Annotated in this window: 22 protein-coding genes; 6 read left to right on the forward strand and 16 right to left on the reverse strand. The window is 65.9% G+C overall.

Annotation, left to right across the window (positions count from 1 at the left end):
• The first annotated feature begins 30 nt into the window (after positions 1-30).
• Positions 31-2,133: an ATP-dependent DNA helicase RecG gene (gene recG, locus ACNHKD_RS12175; RefSeq protein WP_442753751.1), complete on the forward strand. Its 2,103-nt coding sequence runs from the start codon at positions 31-33 to the stop codon at positions 2,131-2,133.
• Here recG and ACNHKD_RS12180 read toward each other — a convergent pair whose 3' ends face one another.
• From ACNHKD_RS12180 to ACNHKD_RS12235, 12 genes are all read right to left on the reverse strand, one after another.
• On the reverse strand, positions 2,134-2,643 hold the full coding sequence (locus ACNHKD_RS12180; protein ID WP_442753752.1) for a hypothetical protein: 510 nt from the start codon (positions 2,641-2,643) through the stop codon (positions 2,134-2,136).
• A 173-nt stretch (positions 2,644-2,816) separates the two neighbouring features.
• Positions 2,817-4,028, reverse strand: coding sequence for a DNA methyltransferase (locus ACNHKD_RS12185; protein ID WP_442753753.1), 1,212 nt, complete (start codon positions 4,026-4,028; stop codon positions 2,817-2,819).
• Positions 4,009-4,515, reverse strand: coding sequence for a HigA family addiction module antitoxin (locus ACNHKD_RS12190; protein ID WP_442753754.1), 507 nt, complete (start codon positions 4,513-4,515; stop codon positions 4,009-4,011). The genes ACNHKD_RS12185 and ACNHKD_RS12190 overlap by 20 nt, the downstream gene beginning before the upstream one ends.
• Positions 4,516-4,581: 66 nt before the next feature.
• Positions 4,582-5,718, reverse strand: a complete 1,137-nt coding sequence (tgt, locus tag ACNHKD_RS12195; RefSeq protein WP_442753755.1) for a tRNA guanosine(34) transglycosylase Tgt — start codon at positions 5,716-5,718, stop codon at positions 4,582-4,584.
• A gap of 194 nt (positions 5,719-5,912) precedes the next feature.
• Positions 5,913-6,257: a hypothetical protein gene (locus ACNHKD_RS12200; protein WP_442753756.1), complete on the reverse strand. Its 345-nt coding sequence runs from the start codon at positions 6,255-6,257 to the stop codon at positions 5,913-5,915.
• Positions 6,254-7,357 (reverse strand): tRNA preQ1(34) S-adenosylmethionine ribosyltransferase-isomerase QueA, encoded by a 1,104-nt coding sequence (gene queA, locus ACNHKD_RS12205; protein WP_442753757.1) that lies wholly within the window; start codon positions 7,355-7,357, stop codon positions 6,254-6,256. Before queA ends, ACNHKD_RS12200 begins: the two co-directional genes overlap by 4 nt.
• Positions 7,358-7,469: 112 nt before the next feature.
• A complete protein-coding gene (locus tag ACNHKD_RS12210; RefSeq protein WP_442753758.1) occupies positions 7,470-7,928 on the reverse strand; it encodes a peptidylprolyl isomerase in 459 nt (152 codons plus the stop codon).
• A 79-nt stretch (positions 7,929-8,007) separates the two neighbouring features.
• Positions 8,008-8,562: a peptidylprolyl isomerase gene (locus ACNHKD_RS12215; protein WP_442753759.1), complete on the reverse strand. Its 555-nt coding sequence runs from the start codon at positions 8,560-8,562 to the stop codon at positions 8,008-8,010.
• 86 nt (positions 8,563-8,648) lie between these two features.
• Complete coding sequence (gene coaD / locus ACNHKD_RS12220) at positions 8,649-9,146, reverse strand: pantetheine-phosphate adenylyltransferase (RefSeq protein WP_442753760.1); 498 nt, start codon at positions 9,144-9,146, stop codon at positions 8,649-8,651.
• Positions 9,143-10,447 (reverse strand): dihydroorotase, encoded by a 1,305-nt coding sequence (locus tag ACNHKD_RS12225; protein ID WP_442753761.1) that lies wholly within the window; start codon positions 10,445-10,447, stop codon positions 9,143-9,145. Before ACNHKD_RS12225 ends, coaD begins: the two co-directional genes overlap by 4 nt.
• A 315-nt stretch (positions 10,448-10,762) precedes the next feature.
• Positions 10,763-11,410 (reverse strand): TetR/AcrR family transcriptional regulator, encoded by a 648-nt coding sequence (locus tag ACNHKD_RS12230; RefSeq protein WP_442753762.1) that lies wholly within the window; start codon positions 11,408-11,410, stop codon positions 10,763-10,765.
• A gap of 12 nt (positions 11,411-11,422) precedes the next feature.
• Positions 11,423-12,088 carry a hypothetical protein gene (locus ACNHKD_RS12235; protein ID WP_442753763.1) on the reverse strand — a complete coding sequence of 222 codons (666 nt, stop codon included), beginning with the start codon at positions 12,086-12,088 and terminating at the stop codon, positions 11,423-11,425.
• A gap of 188 nt (positions 12,089-12,276) precedes the next feature.
• On the opposite strand from ACNHKD_RS12235, the gene ACNHKD_RS12240 reads away from it, so the two are divergent.
• Positions 12,277-12,882, forward strand: a complete 606-nt coding sequence (locus ACNHKD_RS12240; RefSeq protein ID WP_442753764.1) for a CPBP family glutamic-type intramembrane protease — start codon at positions 12,277-12,279, stop codon at positions 12,880-12,882.
• On the opposite strand, the gene ACNHKD_RS12245 is transcribed toward ACNHKD_RS12240, so the two are convergent.
• Both ACNHKD_RS12245 and ACNHKD_RS12250 read right to left on the reverse strand, forming a co-directional pair.
• Positions 12,879-13,520 carry a ceramidase domain-containing protein gene (locus ACNHKD_RS12245; RefSeq protein WP_442753765.1) on the reverse strand — a complete coding sequence of 214 codons (642 nt, stop codon included), beginning with the start codon at positions 13,518-13,520 and terminating at the stop codon, positions 12,879-12,881. The two genes, ACNHKD_RS12240 and ACNHKD_RS12245, sit on opposite strands and share 4 nt — an antisense overlap.
• A gap of 137 nt (positions 13,521-13,657) precedes the next feature.
• Positions 13,658-14,281: a hypothetical protein gene (locus tag ACNHKD_RS12250; protein ID WP_442753766.1), complete on the reverse strand. Its 624-nt coding sequence runs from the start codon at positions 14,279-14,281 to the stop codon at positions 13,658-13,660.
• A 164-nt stretch (positions 14,282-14,445) separates the two neighbouring features.
• Here ACNHKD_RS12250 and ftsE point away from each other — a divergent pair, with 164 nt between their 5' ends.
• The 4 genes from ftsE to ACNHKD_RS12270 all read left to right on the forward strand — a co-directional run bounded on the left by ftsE (position 14,446) and on the right by ACNHKD_RS12270 (position 17,757).
• Positions 14,446-15,108 carry a cell division ATP-binding protein FtsE gene (gene ftsE / locus ACNHKD_RS12255; RefSeq protein ID WP_442753767.1) on the forward strand — a complete coding sequence of 221 codons (663 nt, stop codon included), beginning with the start codon at positions 14,446-14,448 and terminating at the stop codon, positions 15,106-15,108.
• Between the two features lie 5 nt (positions 15,109-15,113).
• Positions 15,114-16,097 (forward strand): cell division protein FtsX, encoded by a 984-nt coding sequence (locus ACNHKD_RS12260; RefSeq protein WP_442753768.1) that lies wholly within the window; start codon positions 15,114-15,116, stop codon positions 16,095-16,097.
• A gap of 94 nt (positions 16,098-16,191) precedes the next feature.
• Positions 16,192-16,866 (forward strand): YdcF family protein, encoded by a 675-nt coding sequence (locus ACNHKD_RS12265; RefSeq protein ID WP_442753769.1) that lies wholly within the window; start codon positions 16,192-16,194, stop codon positions 16,864-16,866.
• 66 nt (positions 16,867-16,932) lie between these two features.
• Positions 16,933-17,757, forward strand: coding sequence for a lysophospholipid acyltransferase family protein (locus tag ACNHKD_RS12270; protein ID WP_442753770.1), 825 nt, complete (start codon positions 16,933-16,935; stop codon positions 17,755-17,757).
• Positions 17,758-17,762: 5 nt separating this feature from the next.
• Here the strand turns inward: ACNHKD_RS12270 and ACNHKD_RS12275 are convergent, their stop codons facing one another.
• Together ACNHKD_RS12275 and thpR are read right to left on the reverse strand one after the other, a co-directional pair.
• Positions 17,763-18,044, reverse strand: coding sequence for a hypothetical protein (locus ACNHKD_RS12275; RefSeq protein ID WP_442753771.1), 282 nt, complete (start codon positions 18,042-18,044; stop codon positions 17,763-17,765).
• Positions 18,045-18,190: 146 nt separating this feature from the next.
• Positions 18,191-18,757 (reverse strand): RNA 2',3'-cyclic phosphodiesterase, encoded by a 567-nt coding sequence (thpR, locus tag ACNHKD_RS12280; protein WP_442753772.1) that lies wholly within the window; start codon positions 18,755-18,757, stop codon positions 18,191-18,193.
• Between the last annotated feature and the right edge of the window lie 22 nt (positions 18,758-18,779).

Raw genomic sequence — 18,779 nt, forward strand, 5'->3', positions numbered from 1 at the left:
ATGGCCGGGTGTGGATAAACTGCGCGCCCCATGCGCCCCGACATTCTCGCCCCGCTCTTTGGCCGCGTCGCCGCCCTGCCCGGCGTCGGCCCCAAGACAGCGCCGCTCTTCGATCGCCTGCTCGCAAAGCCGGGCCAGCAGGCGCGCATCGTCGATCTGCTCTTCCATCTGCCGGCGAATGTGATCGACCGCAGCCAGCGCCCTACGATCGCCGAGGCGCCGATGGACACGATGGTCGTCATCAAGGCGCGAGTCATCGAGCATCGCCGCCCGCAGGGACGCTATGCCAAGCAGCCCTTTCGCGTTCTTGTGGAAGACGACACCGGCGACGTCGAACTGGTTTTTTTCCTGGCGAATCCCGACTGGATCGAACGCAGCCTGCCGATCGGGGCGACGCGCTGGATATCGGGGCGAATCGAGCTTTATGACGGCCGGCGTCAGATGGTGCATCCCGACCGCGTGCTGGACGAGGCGAGCCTCGCCAGGCTGCCGCCCTACGAAGCCGTTTACGGCCTGACCGAGGGCCTGCAGGCGCGCTTTGTCTTACGCGCCACGGAAGCGGCGCTGACGCGCATTCCTTCGCTTCCCGAATGGCAGGAGCCGGCCGTGCTGGCGGCGAACAAGCTCCCCGCTTTCAGCGACGCTCTGCGCGCCGCGCATCGTCCGGACAGCGTAAAGGCGCTCTCGCCGCAGCACCCTGCGCGCCAGCGCCTTGCGCTCGACGAGCTGCTCGCGAGCCAGCTCGCCCTCAGGCTTACGCGCGCCAGGATGCGGCGACTGCCGGGCCGTGAGAATGCGGGCGACGGACGCCTCTCGCGCGCCATCGAAGCCGCCCTTCCCTTCGCGCTCACCGGCGCGCAGCAACGTGCGCTCGGCGACATCCGCGCCGATCTCGGCTCGAACATGCGCATGCTGCGGCTCGTGCAGGGCGACGTCGGCTCCGGCAAGACCGTCGTCGCCGCGCTCGCCATGGCGAGCGTGGTCGAGTGCGGGCGACAGGCCGCGCTGATGGCGCCGACCGAAATTCTCGCACGCCAGCATTACGAGCGCCTCTCGCCGCTGATGGCGCCGGCGGGCGTGCGCGTCGCGCTTCTCACCGGGCGGCTCAAGCCCAGCGCGCGCGCGGCGACCCACGCGGCCGTCGCCGCGGGGGAGATCGATGTCGTCATCGGCACCCACGCGCTTGTGCAGGGCGATCTCGCCTTCCGCGATCTCGGTCTCGCTGTCGTAGACGAACAGCACCGTTTCGGCGTGCAGCAGCGCCTCGCGCTCGGCGCCAAGGGCGAGACCGCCGACGTTCTGGTGATGACCGCGACCCCCATCCCGCGCACGCTCGCCCTCACGGCTTTCGGCGACATGGACTCGTCCGCGCTCGACGAGAAGCCCCCCGGCCGCACGCCGATCGCGACCCGCGCTCTGCCCGCCTCGCGTATCGGCGAAGTCGTCGCGGGCCTTCGGCGCGCATTGGCGCAGGGCGCGCGCGCTTACTGGATTTGCCCGCTTGTCGACGAAAACGAGGATCTCGATCTCGCCGCGGCGGAGGCCCGCGCGGCCGATCTGCGCCATTACTTCGGCGACGCCGTCGGTCTGTTGCACGGGCGCATGAAGGGGCCGGAGAAGGACGTCGCGATGGAAGCCTTTCAGCGTGGCGACACAAGCGTGCTCGTCGCGACGACCGTGGTTGAGGTCGGCGTCGACGTGCCGGAAGCGACGATCATGGTTATCGAGCACGCGGAGCGCTTCGGCCTCGCACAATTGCATCAATTGCGCGGCCGCGTCGGGCGCGGGTCCAAAGAATCGACCTGCCTGCTTCTCTACAAGGGGCCGCTGAGCGAGGCGGCGAAGGCCCGCCTCATGGCGTTACGTCAGACGGAAGACGGATTCCGTATCGCGGAAGAAGACCTGCGCCTCCGTGGCGAGGGCGAGCTGCTCGGCACGCGTCAGGCGGGATTGCCGGGATTCCGATTGGCCGATCTCACGGAGCATGCCCGCCTCCTCGCTATTGCGCGAGACGATGCCGAGATCGTCCTGCGGCGCGACCCGGAACTGGCGAGCGAGCGCGGCAGGGCGTTGCGCGCCCTGCTCTATCTATTTGAACGCGACGAAGCCGTAAGGCTCCTTCGGGCGGGCTGATCAGGCCGCCGCGCGCTGCCCCTGGCAGAATTGCGGCACGAAGCCCGCGACGGTCTCGAAGGGGATGCGGCGGTCGAAATTCAGCGTGCGGGCGTCGCCGATGATCAGCGATTGCGGCGCGAGGAGCACGGTCTCGAAGTCCATGTAATTCAGGAAGCATTCCTGGTTTATCATGGCCTGGGCGAGCGTCCGGTAGGATCCCTTCTCGGAAGCCGCAAGCTCTTCGGCGCGCGTCACGCTCTCCACATGCAGAGCGAAACGCAGCTTGGTCTGTTCGACCTCGAAGACAAAGAGCATCTTCGCCGCGAGACGGCCGGTCGCTTCCGAACGCCAGTTGCGCCACCAGGGATCGCCGCCCTGCGCCTCCTGCTGCTCGACCTGAAGAAGCCGCGCGAGCGGCCAGAGACGGGCGAATTTCGTGCGGCTCAGAAACCAGGACCGAAACTCATGGGACTCGACAAGTTTTGACGCGAAAATCTCGTCCAAACCGGAAAAAGCGCTGTCCTGCATCGTTGCGTTCCTACTTCGGCAATGCGCCCGGCACACGCCCGAGCTCATCTCGCCTTCCTAGGCCCGCCAGCGTGAATGTTCGGTTTAAGAAATTTCCGGGTTCGACGGTATCGTGAAATTTGCATGAAGGATATTGAGGGACTTACGTACATCCCTCCCCCTGCCCGCTGCCCCTACCCGCTGCGCCGCGCCAGAACGATGCGGTTGCTGTTCACGCCCTTGGCGTTATTGGCCACCCCCCAGCAATTGCTGGTTTTGGTGAAGCGCTGGCGATTGATCATCACCCCCAGGCGTTCGAATGGAAGTCCTTCCAGAGCCGACCAGACGAGGCGCTCGAGCAGGACGCCGCCGCCGCGCACTTCGCCGACTTCGTAAGCCACATGGCCGCCGGGCCGAACGACGCGCGCCAGCTCGCCGAAAACCGCGCGCGTCATGGCGGCCCAGGCGTCGAGGCTTCTAAGCTGCGAAATTTGCATGGTTTCGGTTTCGACGCCCGCAAACCAGTTCCGAAGCCAATTGTCGGCCCGGTAATCGACCACATCGAGAAAAGGCGGCGACGTCACGACGAGATCGACGCAGCTCCCCGTCAAATGGCGAAGCCGCGCCGCGTCGGCGACCGCGAGCAGGGGCTCGGGTCCCGCCGGCGGCGAGCCGTCCCTCAGAAGCGCACGCGACTTTCTCAAAATCAAGGCCGCGACGTCCCGCCTCGGCGGCGTCTGGGCGCGCCGATCGTTTATCTTGAGCTGCGCCTTGACGCTGACCGCCTGGTTGGGCGGCATGGTATAGACGGAAAAGAAGCCCGGCGAGTGCCCCGTCAGACGATTGAGCGCCACCATTTTGATCCAGTCGTCGACGGGATCGGCGGCCGGGCGCCGCGCCAGCAACCACGCGCGCAACGCGCAGATCTGGCGAAGCGTGTCGGGATGGTAAAAGGCCAGAAGATCGTTTCGCTCGACCTCCCCCATTTCCATTGGCGCCTCGGCCAGCCGCGCCGCGACGGCTTCGAACGCGGGCGGACGGAGCCGCGGGCGGGTGAGCGTCAGAGACAGGGGATTGGCGTCGGAGCCCGCGGCGCGGCGCCCGAGCAACACCGCCTGAAGCGGCGTCGTTCCGCGTCCCATGAAAGGGTCGCAGACCGTCTCGCCCGGCTGCGTCAGGCGCTCGATGAAAAAGGCGGGGAGCTGGGGCTTGAAACAGGCGCGATAGCTGATCTCGTGCAACGAATGCGCGGAGCGCTGCGCCGCCGTCCAATATTCGTTTACGTAATAGGTAAGCCCCGCTTCCTCGACGATTCGCGTCGGCGCGCCGAAAGCGTCGAATGCCCGCAGCGACTCGAGGAAGCCCGCCCCCGTCGCTCGCGCGGCGTTACGAGACGCGATCGACAAGTCGAGGCAATCGGCTGATCTTGCCGCCGATTTCGTGGCGCGCCAAAGCCAGCTCATATTGGAGTTGCAGTTCCAGCCAATCCTCCGGATCGACGCCGAACCAATGGCCGAGGCGCAGCGCCGTGTCGGCCGTCACGCCGCGCTGTCCGTTGATGATCGCGGTGACGCGGTTGACAGGAACGTCGATGTCGCGCGCGAGATCGGAGGCGGTCATGCCCAGATCGGCGAGATGCCGGGCGAGGATCCGGCCGGGATGCGTCATGTCCTTCTCCATCGGAGCCGGGCGAAACTTTCGTTGGCGCGCTGCGCGGGGCGCGGGCGCGCGCTGAACGGGTTCAGCGACGACACGGCGCGGCGCGGCGACATGGCGCGCGCGCGCAACAGGCGCAAGCTCGACGACAGGCCGCGCGGGCGCGACGCGGCCGGCGCTCGCCGGGAAAGCTCCCGCGAGGAAGAGGCGCGTAAGCGCCTCGCGATATCGGCCCATTGCAGGCTCCCTGACAGGCTCCGCTCGAGACTCCCGAGGCCACCCATTTATGCATTCCGTAATACGCTAGCCGGAGCGACCGGCTTTTTCGCCGGCCTCCCATCCCGCACGGGTCTGCGCGATGAAATCGGCGAGCCGGCCCTCCGCGACGGCCTTTCGCAGTCCCGCCATCAACTCCTGATAATAAGCGACATTGGCCTGGGTCAGCAGCATCATTCCGAGGATTTCCCCTGCTTTCGCGAGATGATGCAGATAGGCTCGGGAATAGTCGCGCGCGGCGGGGCAGTTCGACTCGGGATCGAGCGGCCGCGCGTCTTCCGCATGGCGGGAATTCTTGATGTTGATTTTTCCGAAACGCGTATAAGCGAGGCCGTGACGTCCCGCGCGGGTGGGCATGACACAGTCGAACATGTCGATCCCCCGCGCCACCGCCTGCACGATATCGTCCGGCGTGCCGACGCCCATGAGATAGCGCGGCTTGTTCTGCGGCAGATGCGGGACGGTCGCCTCCAGCATGTCGAGCATGACCGCCTGCGGCTCGCCCACCGCCAGGCCGCCGACGGCGAGGCCGTGGAAGTCCATCTCCGCAAGCGCGCGGGCGCTCTCGATCCGCAGCGCCTTGTTGGCGCCGCCTTGCACGATGCCGAAGACCGCCCTGCCCGGCTGGTCATGGAACGCCCTTCGGGAGCGCTCCGCCCAGCGCAGCGAGAGCCGCATGGCGCGTTCCGCCTCCTCGTCCGAGCATGGCAGCCGCACGCATTCGTCGAACTGCATCTGGATGTCGGAGCCCAGCAGATGCTGGATCTCCATGGAGCGTTCCGGCGAGAGATGATGGCGCGAGCCGTCTATATGCGACTGGAAGGTGACGCCGCTCTCGTCGAGCTTGCGCAGCTTCGCGAGCGACATGACCTGAAAGCCCCCAGAGTCCGTGAGGATCGGATAGGGCCAGCGCATGAATTCATGCAGGCCCCCAAGCCGCGCAACCCGTTCGGCGCCTGGGCGCAGCATCAGGTGATAGACATTGCCGAGCAGAATGTCGGCGCTGGTCGCGCGCACGTCCTGCGGGAACATGGCCTTCACTGTCGCGGCTGTTCCGACCGGCATAAAAGCGGGCGTGCGGATCGTTCCGCGCGGCATAAAAATCTCGCCCTCGCGCGCGGAGCCGTCCGTGGCGTGGGCGGTGAAGGAGAATTCCTGACTCATCTACGTTCCTCAATCATTCGGCGCGCCCCCTCTCCCCGCTTGCGGGGAGAGGGTTGGGGTGAGGGGCAAGGCCACAACGCGAATGCCGACGATTTGCGCAAAAAGCCAAGCGTCATACATTCTCATGGCGGGCTCGCCCCTCACTCACCCTACCCTCTCCCCGCAAGCGGAGAGAGGGATTGGACCCTGCGCCCTCACTTCTTGTCGGAAGACGACTTGGCGCCGAGTTCGGCGATCTTGACGATCTTATACCGCCCGCTGTCCGTCTCGTTGAACCAGACGGTGAAAAGCGACGTCACCTTCAATTCCGCCTCGCGTAAATCGGTCCGCCAATTATCGCGGCTCCCGCCGAAATCGATGCGGCCGTCGCGGCGCAGGATGAAAGGACGCGGATGCGCGCCGTCGAGGTCGAAGGCGCCGAAGACGTCCCAAGTCGAGGCGAGCGTGGCGCCCTCGATTCGAAGATCGACAGCCATCGGCGCCTCTGTCGGATCGTCCAGCCATTGGGCGACCAGACGAATGTCGCGCGCCTCGCTCATGACCCGGCGCGATACAGAAGGCTCGCGTCGCCGTAAGAGTAAAAGCGATAGCCGCTCGCTATGCCGTGGGCGTAGGCGGCCTTCATGCGTTCGAGCCCGCAAAATGCGGAGACGAGCATGAAGAGCGTCGATTTCGGCAGATGGAAGTTTGTGACGAGCAGATCCGTCGCGCGGAATTTGTATCCCGGCGTGATGAAGATGCTTGTACGCGCCGCGTAAGGGGCGAGGCGCCCGTCCGGCGTCGCGGCGCTCTCCAGCGTGCGCAACGCCGTGGTGCCGACGGCGACGATACGGCCGCCTTCGGCGCGCGCCGCGTTCAGCGCCTCGGCCGTCGCCATGTCGATGCGGGCGAATTCTTCGTGCATTCTGTGGGCTTCGGTGTCCTCGGCCTTCACCGGCAGGAAGGTGCCCGCGCCGACATGGAGCGTCACGCGATGCAGGGTTACGCCTTTCGCTTCGAGCGCCGCAAGCAGTTCGGGCGTAAAATGCAACCCGGCCGTTGGCGCGGCCACGGCTCCGGCTTCGTGCGCGAAGACGGTTTGGTAATCGGATTCGTCCCTGGCGTCCGCAGGACGCCTGCCCGCGATGTAAGGCGGCAGCGGCATCTCGCCCGCCGCCTCTATCGCCTTGTCGAGCGCGGACCCGGAAAGGTCGAAACACAACGTGACTTCGCCCTCGTCGCCCTTGGCGTCGACATGGGCGACGAGGTCGTTTTCATCGTTGCGAGCGGAGGGAGGCAATCCAGGAGCGTCATCGCGGCTCTGGATGAAGCGGATTTCGTCGCCAATATGCAGCTTCTTCGCCGGCCGCATCAATGCGCGCCAGCGACTGGCGTCGCGCCGTTCGATCAGCGTCGCCTCGACGCCCGCGTTCAATTCGCCGCGAATGCGTTTGCCGGAAAGGCGCGCATGGATGACACGCGTATCGTTGACGACGAGCGCATCGCCCGGGCGCAGATATGAGGGCAGGTCGCGCACGATACGATCTTCGAAGTCGCCGAAGGGCGGTGCGACGAGCATGCGCGCGCCGTCGCGCGGCTCGACGGGGCGCAGCGCGATGCGGTCGGGAGGAAGATCGAAGTCGAAGAGATCGACGCGCATGGAAGTGCGTTTACCTCCCTCGCCCCATGCAATGAGGGCAAGGCGATGTCGAGAATGCCAATGCGGCCCTGCCCCTAACCCTCTCCCCGCAAACGGGGAGAGGGAACATCACTCAGCCGCCCAGCGTGGCCTTGACGATCTTGTCGGGATCGCGCACGGGCTCGCCGCGCTTGATCTGGTCGACATTCTCCATGCCCGAGATCACCTCGCCCCAGACCGTGTAGTTGCGGTCGAGGAAACGCGCGTCGTCGAAGCAGATGAAGAATTGCGAATTGGCGCTGTCCGGATCCTGCGCGCGGGCCATGGAGCAGGTTCCGCGCACATGCGGCGCGTCGTTGAACTCGGCCCTGAGGTTCGGATATTTCGAGCCGCCCGTGCCGGTGCCGCGCGGGCAGCCGGTCTGCGCCATGAAACCGTCGATCACGCGGTGGAAGACGATGCCGTCATAGAAGCCCTCGGAGACGAGCCGCTTGATATGGGCGACGTGGTTGGGCGCGAGATCGGGGCGGAACTTGATGACGACCGGACCCTTGGTGGTCTCGAGCGTCATGGTGTCGGCGGCGTCGGTCATTATGGCTCCTGTTCAGTTTACCAGCGCCCGTTCCGCCGCACGTCAAGCCCGGCCATGACGCTGGAAAGGGTTGAGATGTTCAGCTCTGGTCGCCCGCGGCGCGGACTTTCAACATTTTGTCGGGGTTATCGACCATGCCGTTATTGGACTTGTCGCCCTTCTTGATCTTGTCGACGACGTCCATGCCGGAGACGACTTCGCCCCAGATCGTATATTTGCCGTTGAGCTGCGGCGCGTCGGCGAAGCAGATGAAGAACTGCGAATTGGCGGAATCCTTGTCGCCCGGCTGGCGGGCCATGGCGACCGTGCCGCGCTTGAAGGGCAGATCGCTGAACTCGGCCTTCAGGTCGGGATAGCGCGAGCTGCCCATGCCCGTGCCGTCGGGATCGCCGCCTTGCGCCATGAAGCCGTCGATCACGCGGTGGAAGGCGACGCCGTCGTAGAAATGCTCCTTGGCGAGACGCTTGATGCGCTCGACATGCTTGGGCGCGATATCGGGACGCAGCTTGATCGTGATGCGCCCGTCCTTGGTGTCGATGAAGAGGAGATCGTCCTCCGCGCGGGCGATGGAAGAGGCGCCGAGCGCGACCGAAAAGGCCGTGGCGGCGAGCAGCAGACGGCGGGTGATTTTCATGGAAAAAGCCTCCCTTTTTCAGCCGGGCGCGATTTCTTTTCGCCGGCATAGTCCTGTGCGAGCGGAAAGCGCGCCAGGCTTTGGTGTTATCCGCGCCTTTGAATGGCGCGTTTGAGGGCCCCGACGGAAGCGGCCGGCGCGAAGGCCGACACGTCGCCGCCAAGCGCCGCGATCTGACGCACAAGGGTGCCGCTGATGTGGCGGAGCCCTGACGAGGCCGGCAGGAAAACCGTGCGAATGCCGGGCGCGAGCGTCCCGTTCATCCCCGCCATTTGCATTTCATAGTCGAAATCGGTTCCGTCGCGCAATCCGCGCAGGATGGCGCAGGCCCCCTGCTCCTTTGCGGCTTCCACCACGAGCCCGTCGAAGCTCGCGACCGCGACTTGCGACCCGTAGCCCTCGGCGCCCGCCGCCGTCCGGATCGCTTCCGCGCGCTCGTCAAAGGTGAGCCAGGGCGCCTTGCCCGGATGCACCCCGATGGCGACGACGACCCTGTCGAAAAGCGCGACTCCCTGACGGATCACATCCAGATGGCCAAAGGTCAGCGGATCGAAGGTGCCGGAATAGAGCGCGACGCGGCTCACGGGGCGGCTCCGTGCACAATCTCGCCGGCGACGAGGGTGGTCTTCACCATGCCCTGCAGCAACGCGCCGTCGAAGGGCGTGTTACGGCAGCGCGAATGCAGCTTGTCGGGATCGACGACGAAAGGCTCGTCTGGATCGAAACGGATCAGATCGGCCGGCGCGCCCTTTTGCAGCCGCCCCTGCTCAAGCCCGAGGATTTCCGCCGGGCGCGAGGACATGGCGGCGAGAAGGCGCGGGAGAGCGACGTCGCCTGAATGGACGAGCCGCATCCCGGCGGCGAGCATCGTCTCGACGCCGATGGCGCCGAATTCAGCCTCGGCGAAAGGCAGGCGCTTCATCTCGACGTCCTGTGGATCGTGGTCGGAGACGATGACGTCGATCAGCCCTTCCGCAAGCGCGGAGACCAAGGCTTTGCGCTCGTCCTCATGGCGCAAAGGCGGGCGCAGCTTGAGGAAGGTGCGATAGTCGCCAATGTCGTTCTCATTGAGGGTGAGATGATTGATCGTCGTGCCGCAGGTGACGGCGAGGCCCGCCTCTTTCGCCTGGCGCAGCGCGTCGAGCGACAGCGTCGTCGTGACGATGGCGGCGTGGTAGCGCGCGCCGGTGAGCGCCGCGAGCCGCAGGTCGCGATCGAGCATCACAGTCTCGGCCTCGCGCGGGACGCCGGCGAGGCCGAGCCTGAGCGCGAAATCGCCCTCGTTCATCACGCCGCCGGCAAGGTCCGGATCCTGCGTGAAATGCACGATGAGCGCGCCGAAGTCGCGGGCGTAGGTCATAGCCCGGCGCATGACGAGCGCGTTCCTCACCGAGCGCGCGCCGTCGAAAAAGGCGACGGCGCCGGCCTGTTTGAGGAGGCCCAGCTCCGACATCTCCTTGCCCTCGCGCCCCTTGGTGAGCGCCGCCATGGGCAGGACGCGAACGCGGCCCGTGTCGCGGGCGCGGCGTAGCACGAAATCGACCACGGCCGGGTCGTCGACGGCCGGATCGGTCGCCGAGGTGGCGACAAGGGTCGTCACGCCGCCGGCCGCGGCCGACATTGTGGCGCTGGCGATGGTCTCGCGATGCTCGGCGCCGGGTTCGCCGACAAAGGCCTGCATGTCGATCAGGCCTGGCGCGACAACATCGCCGTCGCAATCGACGACGCGCGCGCCTTCCGGCGCGGACTCGCGGGTCAGCCCCGGCCCGAGATCGACGATGACGCCGCCGGAAACGAACAGCCCCCCGCGCGTCTCCGTTCCGGAGGCCGGGTCGATCAGGCGGGCGTTGACGAAAAGGAGGGGCGCTGAGCGTTTGGACGGCATGTGGCCTGATTAGGGCATTTTGCCGGGGTTGGGAATGCGGCGGGCTCAGGAGAATCGGGGTGAAAGACAATCATGGACGGCTGGTGCCCAATACCTCCCCGTTACAGGGAGGTCGACGGTCGAAGACCGCCGGGCGGGCGGTCTAAAGGGCCAGGGGAGTCACACATCTCCAGGAGGCCGTCATGGCCGGGCCACCACGGGGGCGGCTTTCAAATGTGCATGCCATAACCGCGTAAAGGAAAGGGATTCCCTCACGCCAGCGCTCGCCCGATTACCCCGGCGGCGGGCTTTCGGGGGATTTCCGGGTCTGCTTTTTCACGCTCCCCGCAATCCCGCCAAACTCAACCGCGCCAGCCGCTCCACCAGCCGCTCGACGCCGGCCGCGTCGAACGTCATCCCGAAGGGGGCGAGCGCCAGCATTTCCGCCTCGCGCACGAAAAAGATCGGCTGCTGTGCGAGCCAGACGGAGCGGATCGCGATTTCCTCCCTCGCCGCGTCCTCGGGCAGAAAGCGCCGCACGACGCGTTCCGCGAGCCGAAAGATCCGGGGCGGACGCGCCTCGACGAAGCTCTTGAAGACCGCGCTCGGGCGCATGCTCTCCCAGGTATAGAGCCGCAGATACTGGCTTACGCGGTCACGCTTCACGAGCGGCGACAGAAACTGGCGCAGATAGAGGCGCAACGCCTCTTCGGGCGGGAGGCGGTCAAGCTGCTCCGCGTCGAGAAAGCTCTCCTTCTCCAGCGCGTCGGCCGCGGCGTCGAGCACCGCGCGGTAAAGGCCCTCCTTGCCGCCGAAATGATAATTGATCGCTGCCTGATTGGCTTGCGCGCGCTGCGTGATGAGGCGCACGGAGCCGCCCTCGTAGCCGTGCCCGGAAAAAACGGTCACGGCCGCCTTGATCAGCGCCGCCCGCGTCGCCTCCGAGGCGCGCGAGACGCCGCGCGCCTTGTCCTGCGTCTGCAAAAATCCCAGCCCTCAATAACCGAGCCAGCCAAGCCGGTCGCTCACGACGCCGCCCACCGACTTCGCGCCGCTCCAGATCTTTTCCGCGACCTTCGCGGAGACCGACGACGGCGTCAACGAGGCCAGGACGCCTTGCGAGCCCGGGAGTCCCTGCCCTTCGGCCCTCGCTTCCGGCGCCGCGGACTCGTTTGCCGCCGACGCCGGCGTGGGTAAGGCTGCGGCCTCGGCGGTCTTCGGCTCCGGCGCGCGCTCGATCCTTTTGGGCGCGCCATCCCTGGCGGGCCTCGCTGCGGCGAGACTCGGTTTCGGAGGAAGGTCGGCCGAAGCGCCGGCGTCGCCCGAAAAGCTTGGCGCGGCGGCGAAGGCCGGCGGCGGGGCGACCTCCGCGCCATCCTCCCATGAGAGCGGCTGCAAGCGGCCGATCAGGACGCGGTCGGTGAACTTGCCGCTCTCCGGATCGACATTGACCGCAACCGGCTCCGTCGACGTGAAATCGACGAGGCTCAACGCCTGCGGAGACAGAGAACCCAGCGCGGTGGCGACGAAACAGGCGACCGCGTCGGTAAGGATTGAACGCGATTTGGCCTGCAAAGCGCGATGCGCCGGGAAAGGCGCGACGGCGGGCGTAACGGCGGAAACTCTGCGCGACCGGGCCTTTTCGTCAAACTTGCCGAGCATGGGTCGAAACCTCGAATTCAAACGTGTGAATGAATTTCATACGTTCGTTTGAAGCAGAAATATGGCGGGCGGGAGGCTTTTTCCGCCCTGTCCCGGAACAATTTCTATCAGAGAGGCCGCGCTCCCCCGCGCGAGCGCGGCCGCAAGCCGTCTTGGACCGGCGCAAAACAGGCGTATGTTACATTCTCATGACAACCGCGTATCGACTCCGCGACATCACGCCCTTGACCGGTTTCGCCCTGCTGCTGCTGACGCCGGGCGTCGCGATCCGCTGCGGATTGCTCCCTTTCGACATGCGTTTCGAAGCGCTGCTGCTGGTCTCCGCCTTGTGCATCGGCCTTGTCGTCATCGCGGGATATTCCTCCGCCGAGCTTGGTCTGCGCCAGCCATGGGTCGCGCGGCATTGGCTCGTTAGCGGGATGGTCACGCTCGGCGTCGGCGCGGCGATCTATCTGGAGGCGCAATTTCTCCCCACGGGCCGAACGCAGCCGGACTGGATCAAATTCGCGCCTTTCTACGTCCTTGTGTCGAGCCCCTGCCAGGAGCTCGTCTGCCGCTCCATTCCGAAGCTCATCACCGACAGGCTGAACATGAGCGGCCTGAACTACATGCTTTTTTCCGCCGCGACATTCTCACTGATGCATGTCGCCTATGGCGACGCCCTGCTTCTCGCAAACACGTTCTTCGTCGGCCTGGCCTGGGCCGGCGCCTATCAGGTCACGCGCAATGTCTGGCCGGTCGCCGCCTCGCACGCGGCGGTGGGGACTTTGGCCTTCTGGCTCGGGATCGCCTAATCGGCCTTCGCCAGAATCGCCGTGCGCAGCAATAGCCAGAGCACGCAGGCGTTCAGCAAATGCCACAGAAAATGCGCGCCAGACGGAACAAAAGCGCAGATGTCCCGGTCGATCGTGCGGAATGTCAGCGAGACCAGAAAGGTCGCCGCCGCCGCCGCGAGACCCTTGGCCGTCTCAGGCCGGCGATCCCGCAGCAACGCCGAGAAACAGACAAGCGCCGCCAGCGCGGGGAGATAGGCGACCGAGCCGTTGAGGCCTGCGATATGAGCGTCGACGAGGAAACTCGCGCCCGCGAAGCCGAGCGTGACCGCCGCCGCCGGTAGAAGCGCCATCCCGAAGAAGCGGGTTAGCGCCAGCAGGAAGTAGCCGTAGATGAAGACCGCGATGGGGATCACGTCCAGCAGCATGGCGCCGCGGGTGGCGACAGTATGAAAGATGAAGCTTCCACATCCCACGGCCGCCGTCACGACGATCAGCGCCGCCGCCGGCGCATCGCCCTGGCCCCGCCGGCGCAGCAGCGAATAGGCGGCCGCCGCCGCGACGAGGAAGGCGGCGTTGCTGAACGCGTTGAGCGGCTCCGCCCAAAAGCGGCCGTCGAGCCGCTCGCAATAGTCGATGACGGGTTCCTGCCAGTTCATGAAAAATGCGCCACAGAGATGCGAGCCTGAAGGCTCGCGGTCCAGTGGCGCTTTTTTGGGCCGCGCGCCTTCAGGCTCGCAACAAGGAACATCGCCACATCGGAGGTTTGCTAACAAACTGAACGCAGCGTCGCGGCCTACCTCTTCGAGACCGACTTGAAAGACGGCGGCGCCGGCTTGCTCTCTTCGAGCTTGGCGAAACGCACCAGCACCTCCGCGCCGTCTTCCGGCGGAGACGCAAGTCTTGCGCGGAAGGCGATCTTTTCACCGGCCTCCAGCCGCGATTTCGGCGTCGGCACGGTCCAACCGTAGCGGTCGAGGCCGTTGGCGCCGCGAATGGCGAGGGAAATCGATGGCACGCGGTTCGATTCGCGCCTGATGTTCACAATTTCGCCTTCCGTCACCAGCACTTTGCGCGCGCCGTCCATGACGATGCGCGAATGCACGTCGCGCAGCTCCAGACCGGCGAGATTCACCGGCATCGCCATCGCCCGATAGGCTGTCGACATGGGCGGGAAGGCGCGCACGATGCGCTCGCGCAGGGCGATCAGCGCCGTCGCGCCGACGATGATCGCGACGATGGTCGCGAAGATCGGCGAGCGGTCGCGTTTGGGCTCCGGCAGGCCCTGGGCGACAGGACGCTTCGGGCGGCCCCACAATTCGTCGTAGCTCGGCGCGCGCAGCGCGTCGCTCGACGCCTCGGCCGCGATCTCGGGCGCCGCCGCCAGCCCGTCGAAATCCCTGTCGTGAGCAACGCTCATCTCAAGCTCCGCTTGTGCGCCGGCGAACCGGGAGGACGCCGGGCGGCCCCGATTAGGCGCGAATTATGGTTAAGGACGGGTGAACTGGTATTCTCCCTCTGCCGATTCCCTTGGCCGACGCGCGGCTTATTCCGCGCGGCCCGATCGTCTGGAGCGACCGACCAGTGTTGAGCTTCGAAAATGTCGGCCTGCGCTATGGCGTGGGGCCGGAGACGCTCCGCGACGTCACCTTCGACATCGCGCCCCGCTCCTTTCAGTTCCTCACCGGTCCCTCGGGCGCCGGCAAGACGACGCTGATGCGCCTCATCATCATGGCGCTGAAGCCCACGCGCGGGCTCATCAATATTTTCGGCCGCGATTCGGCGACGCTGGACAAGGACGAAATCACCGAGTCGCGCCGCCAGATCGGCGTCGTCTTCCAGGACTTCCGCCTCCTCGACCACCTCACCCTTTATGAAAATGTCGCGCTTCCGCTGAGGGTGCTGGGCCGCGAGGAGGCGACCTATCGCTCGGAGGTCACGGAGCTGTTGAGATGGGTCGGTCTGGGCGATCGCAAGCACGCTTTGCCAAGCGTTCTTTCAGGCGGCGAGAAGCAGCGCGCCTCCATCGCGCGCGCGCTCATCTCCCAGCCCAAGCTGCTGCTCGCCGACGAACCTACGGGGAACGTGGACCCGACGCTCGCCCGCCGCATTTTGAGGCTCTTCGTTGAGCTTCACAAATCGGGGACGGCGGTCGTGATCGCGACGCATGATCTGAGCCTGATGGATCAATACGAAGCCGCGCGGCGTCTCGTGCTCGCGGACGGCCGTCTGCACATCTTCGAGTGAGGAAGATGTCTTTGCTGTCTTTCGCCAGCGAAATCCTTGCGCGCGCCAGAGGGTTGCGCCCGTCGGAGCCGGCGGGCGAGGAGGAAGGGCCCGCCCTCCCCTCGCCGCTCGTGCCGACGGATTCGGTCGCCGGGCGATCGCTTGTGATCGTCATCGCAATCATGACGTTTCTGGCCGCGCTCGCCGCCGCCGCCGCGCTGCTCGTCTCGCAGGCGAGCGTCGAGTGGCGCGCCGAGGCGTCCAGCGAGGCGAGCGTTCAATTGCGGCCCACGCCCGGCCGCGACATGGAGGCGGATCTCAACAAGGCCGCCGAGATCCTTCAGAAGGCGCCCGGCGTGCGCGAGGCGCAGATCTACTCCAAGGCCGAGTCCGAGCAGCTTCTGGCGCCCTGGCTCGGGCAGGGACTCGATCTTTCCGAGCTGTCGACGCCGCGCATGATCGTGGTGAAGCTCGATCCCAAGCGCCGCCCGGATCTCCCTGCCTTGCGCGCGGAGCTAGCGCAGGCGACGCCCAACGCCGTGCTCGACGACCATCATATCTTCCTCGAGCGGCTCGGCGACATGGCTCGGGCCGCGGTGGCCGTGTCGGCGATGATTTTCGTCCTCATCGTCGGCGCGATGGGGATCGCCGTAGCCTCCGCGACGCGCGCCGCTGTCGCGACCAACCGCGAGATTGTCGAGGTTCTGCACATCGTCGGGGCCGCCGACGCGTTCATCGCCCGCGAATTCCAGCGCCGCTTCCTGGCGCTGGGCATGCGCGGCGCATTGATCGGCGGCGGCGCGGCGATCGGCTTTCTCTTCCTGGCGCAGGTGCTGACCCGAAGCTGGCGCACGACAGCGGGCGGCGAGCAGATGGAGGCGATGTTCGGCGATTTCTCGATCGGACCCGAGGGCTTCGTCGTGATCCTTCTGCTCGCGAGCGGCATCGCGCTCCTGACGGGCTATCTCTCGCAGGCGATTGTTTTCCGACATCTGAGGCGGCTCGGATGAGACGCTCCGTCGTGATCGCCGCCTTATGACCATATATCTGTCGAGAAATCGCGCCCTGGCGCGACAATGGCTGAGATTCCGGAGGGGCGGCAAGGTGACGGCGGACGGCGCGGTGAAAGCCAGTTTCGGGCGCGCCGTCGTTCGGACCGCGCTTGGCGTCGTCGGCGGCTGCCTTTTCCTCTTCGTCGCCGGCTTTGTCTGGTTCGCGCTGTCGCTCGCCCGCGTCGAGCCGCGCCTGACCATTAAGGCCGAAGGAGTCGTCGTCTTCACCGGCGGGTCGGACCGCGTGCTCGAAGCCGCCGGCCTGTTCGCCCACGGGCAAGGCAAGCGGATGCTGATCACCGGGGTCAATCGGGCCACGCGCAGCTCGGAGCTCGCCAGACTCCTTCCCCTTCCCCGCGACCTCTTCAATTGTTGCGTCGATCTTGGCTATCAGGCCCTCGACACCATCGGCAACGCGCGGGAGACGCGCGAATGGGCGCAGGTGCACAACATCTCGCGCTCGCTCATCGTCGTGACGTCGAATTACCATATGCCGCGCGCGCTGGCGGAGCTGTCCGCGGAGCTCCCCGACGTCAAGCTCTACCCCTTCCCCGTCGTGAGCGAGCATGTCGACGTGTCGGACTGGGCGACCAATTTGAGGGTGATGCGGCTCGTCGGGGGCGAATATTTGAAATATCTCGGCGCGCTGCTGCGCATCGCCCTCCGCGAGGATGAAAGCGCCCTCGACCGCGCGAAATTGCGCGCGAGCGAGACGGCCTTGGAATGACGCCTTGTTAAGGCCGTCGCCGCTGGCGTAAAAGGCGCGCGAAACCTCCTCAAAAATGCGCCGCCCATGACCTTCCTGCGTTCGCTCCTCTTCCAGATCCTGTTCTTTTCGACAATGGTCATCCTGCAGATCGTCTGGCTGCCGGGTTTGCTCATGCGCCGGCAGGTCTCGCAGGAACTGGGCCGCACCTGGGGCCGGCTCTCGCTCTGGCTGCTCGACAAGATTTGCGGAACGAAGGTCGAGTTCCGGGGGCTCGCGAACATCCCGAAGGGCGCCGTCATCGTCGCGGCGAAGCATCAGTCCATCTGGGACACATTCGCCCTGCCGACGAAATTCCCCGACTTCAGCTACATTCTCAAACACGAACTGGTCTGGATTCCGTTTTTCGGCTGGTATCTGCTCGCGGCGGAACAGATCGGCATCGACCGCGCCAAGGGCGGCAAGCTGCTGCCGCAGCTCATCGAAAAGTCGAAAAAGATCTTCGCGGAAGGCCGCCAGCTTTTCATTTTCCCGGAGGGAACGCGCCGCCCGGCCGGCGCGCCGCCAGCCTACAAGGTCGGCGTCGCGCATCTTTATTCCGCGGCCAACGTTCCGGTGCTGCCGGTCGCGCTCAATGCGGGCCTTTTCTGGCCGCGGCGCTCCTTCCTGATCCGTCCGGGCACGATCGTGATGGAGTTTCTGCCGGTCATCCTTCCGGGGCTGCCGACGCGGGAATTCTTCGAAAAGCTGCAGACGGAAATCGAGACGGCTTCCGACCGGCTGATCGCCGAGGCCGTCGCCAAAGACCCTGACCTCGCGGCGATCGTCGCGGAGAACCGGGTGAAGGCGATCGCGAAGGACAAGGAAAAAGCGGAGAAGAAGACCGCGCGGGCGAGACGCGAGGAGGCGTGAGGCGCTTAATGCGCCTCGGGTTCGAGCTTCAAATGCTGCTCGACCCTGCGCGGGCGTCCTTCCATATCGCTTATCAGAACGCCATGGCCGACGACCGTCGTGTGATATTCCACGACGGCCCGGCGCAGGCCCACGATCTGGTCGCTCAAGTCCTTGCGGGTGCGGTCGATCTTGGCGTCGAGCGTGGCGAGGTCCGAGGCGACGTCGGCGCGGAGGGAGTGAAGCTCCGATCGAAGTTCATCCTTCGTCACCATCACGCCTTTGATCGACGCGATGCCGGACCGCATCTCAGCCATTTCCGCACGCATTTCGCGAAGCAGATGGAGGACCAAATTTTCCGTTTCGCCGCTCAAACAACGCCTCGTGAGCCCGATTTAACCGGACGCATTGTCTCCCGCCTGCTCCGCCCGCGCAATATCCACTTTGCGCAAAGCTACATTCCGGCCGCCCCCGTCAGCGTCGCCCGCTCGTAAAGCGGATATTCCGCCTCCACGATATACGGCCCGCCGCCCACCGAATCCCGGGACGAATAAAGCACGAAGCGATCCGCGGTGAAGCGCAGCGGCGGGAAATAGCCGCGCGCGCCGAGATAGGCGGCGACGGAGGCGGAATTCGAGCCGCGCAGCCGGGCCAGCGTCACATGCGGCGCGAATTTGCGAGGCTCCGGCGGGGCGCCGAGGCGGCGCATCAGCCGTTCCTGCTCCGCCTGCATCTCGAGAAGCGCCGGGTTGGGCCGCACGCGCGCGACGATGGCGCGCGGCTTGTCGCCGCCGAAGGAGTCGAGCTGATCGATCGTCAGCTCGATCTCCGGCCGCTCGATGAAGGAGAGCGCATTGGCGGCGTCGCGCGCAAAGGCGTCGTCCACGTCGCCGAGAAACCTCAGGGTGATGTGATAGTTTTCGACGTCGATCCAGCGCGCGCCGGAGACGCCGCCCCGCAGCCGCGAGAGGCTGTCGGCAATGTGGGGAGGAACTTCCAGGGCCGTGAACAGTCTAGGCATTTGCTCCTCCTTTTCCCCGCAA

The organism is Methylocystis sp. JAN1 (genome assembly GCF_052186135.1).
GTDB lineage: Bacteria > Pseudomonadota > Alphaproteobacteria > Rhizobiales > Beijerinckiaceae > Methylocystis.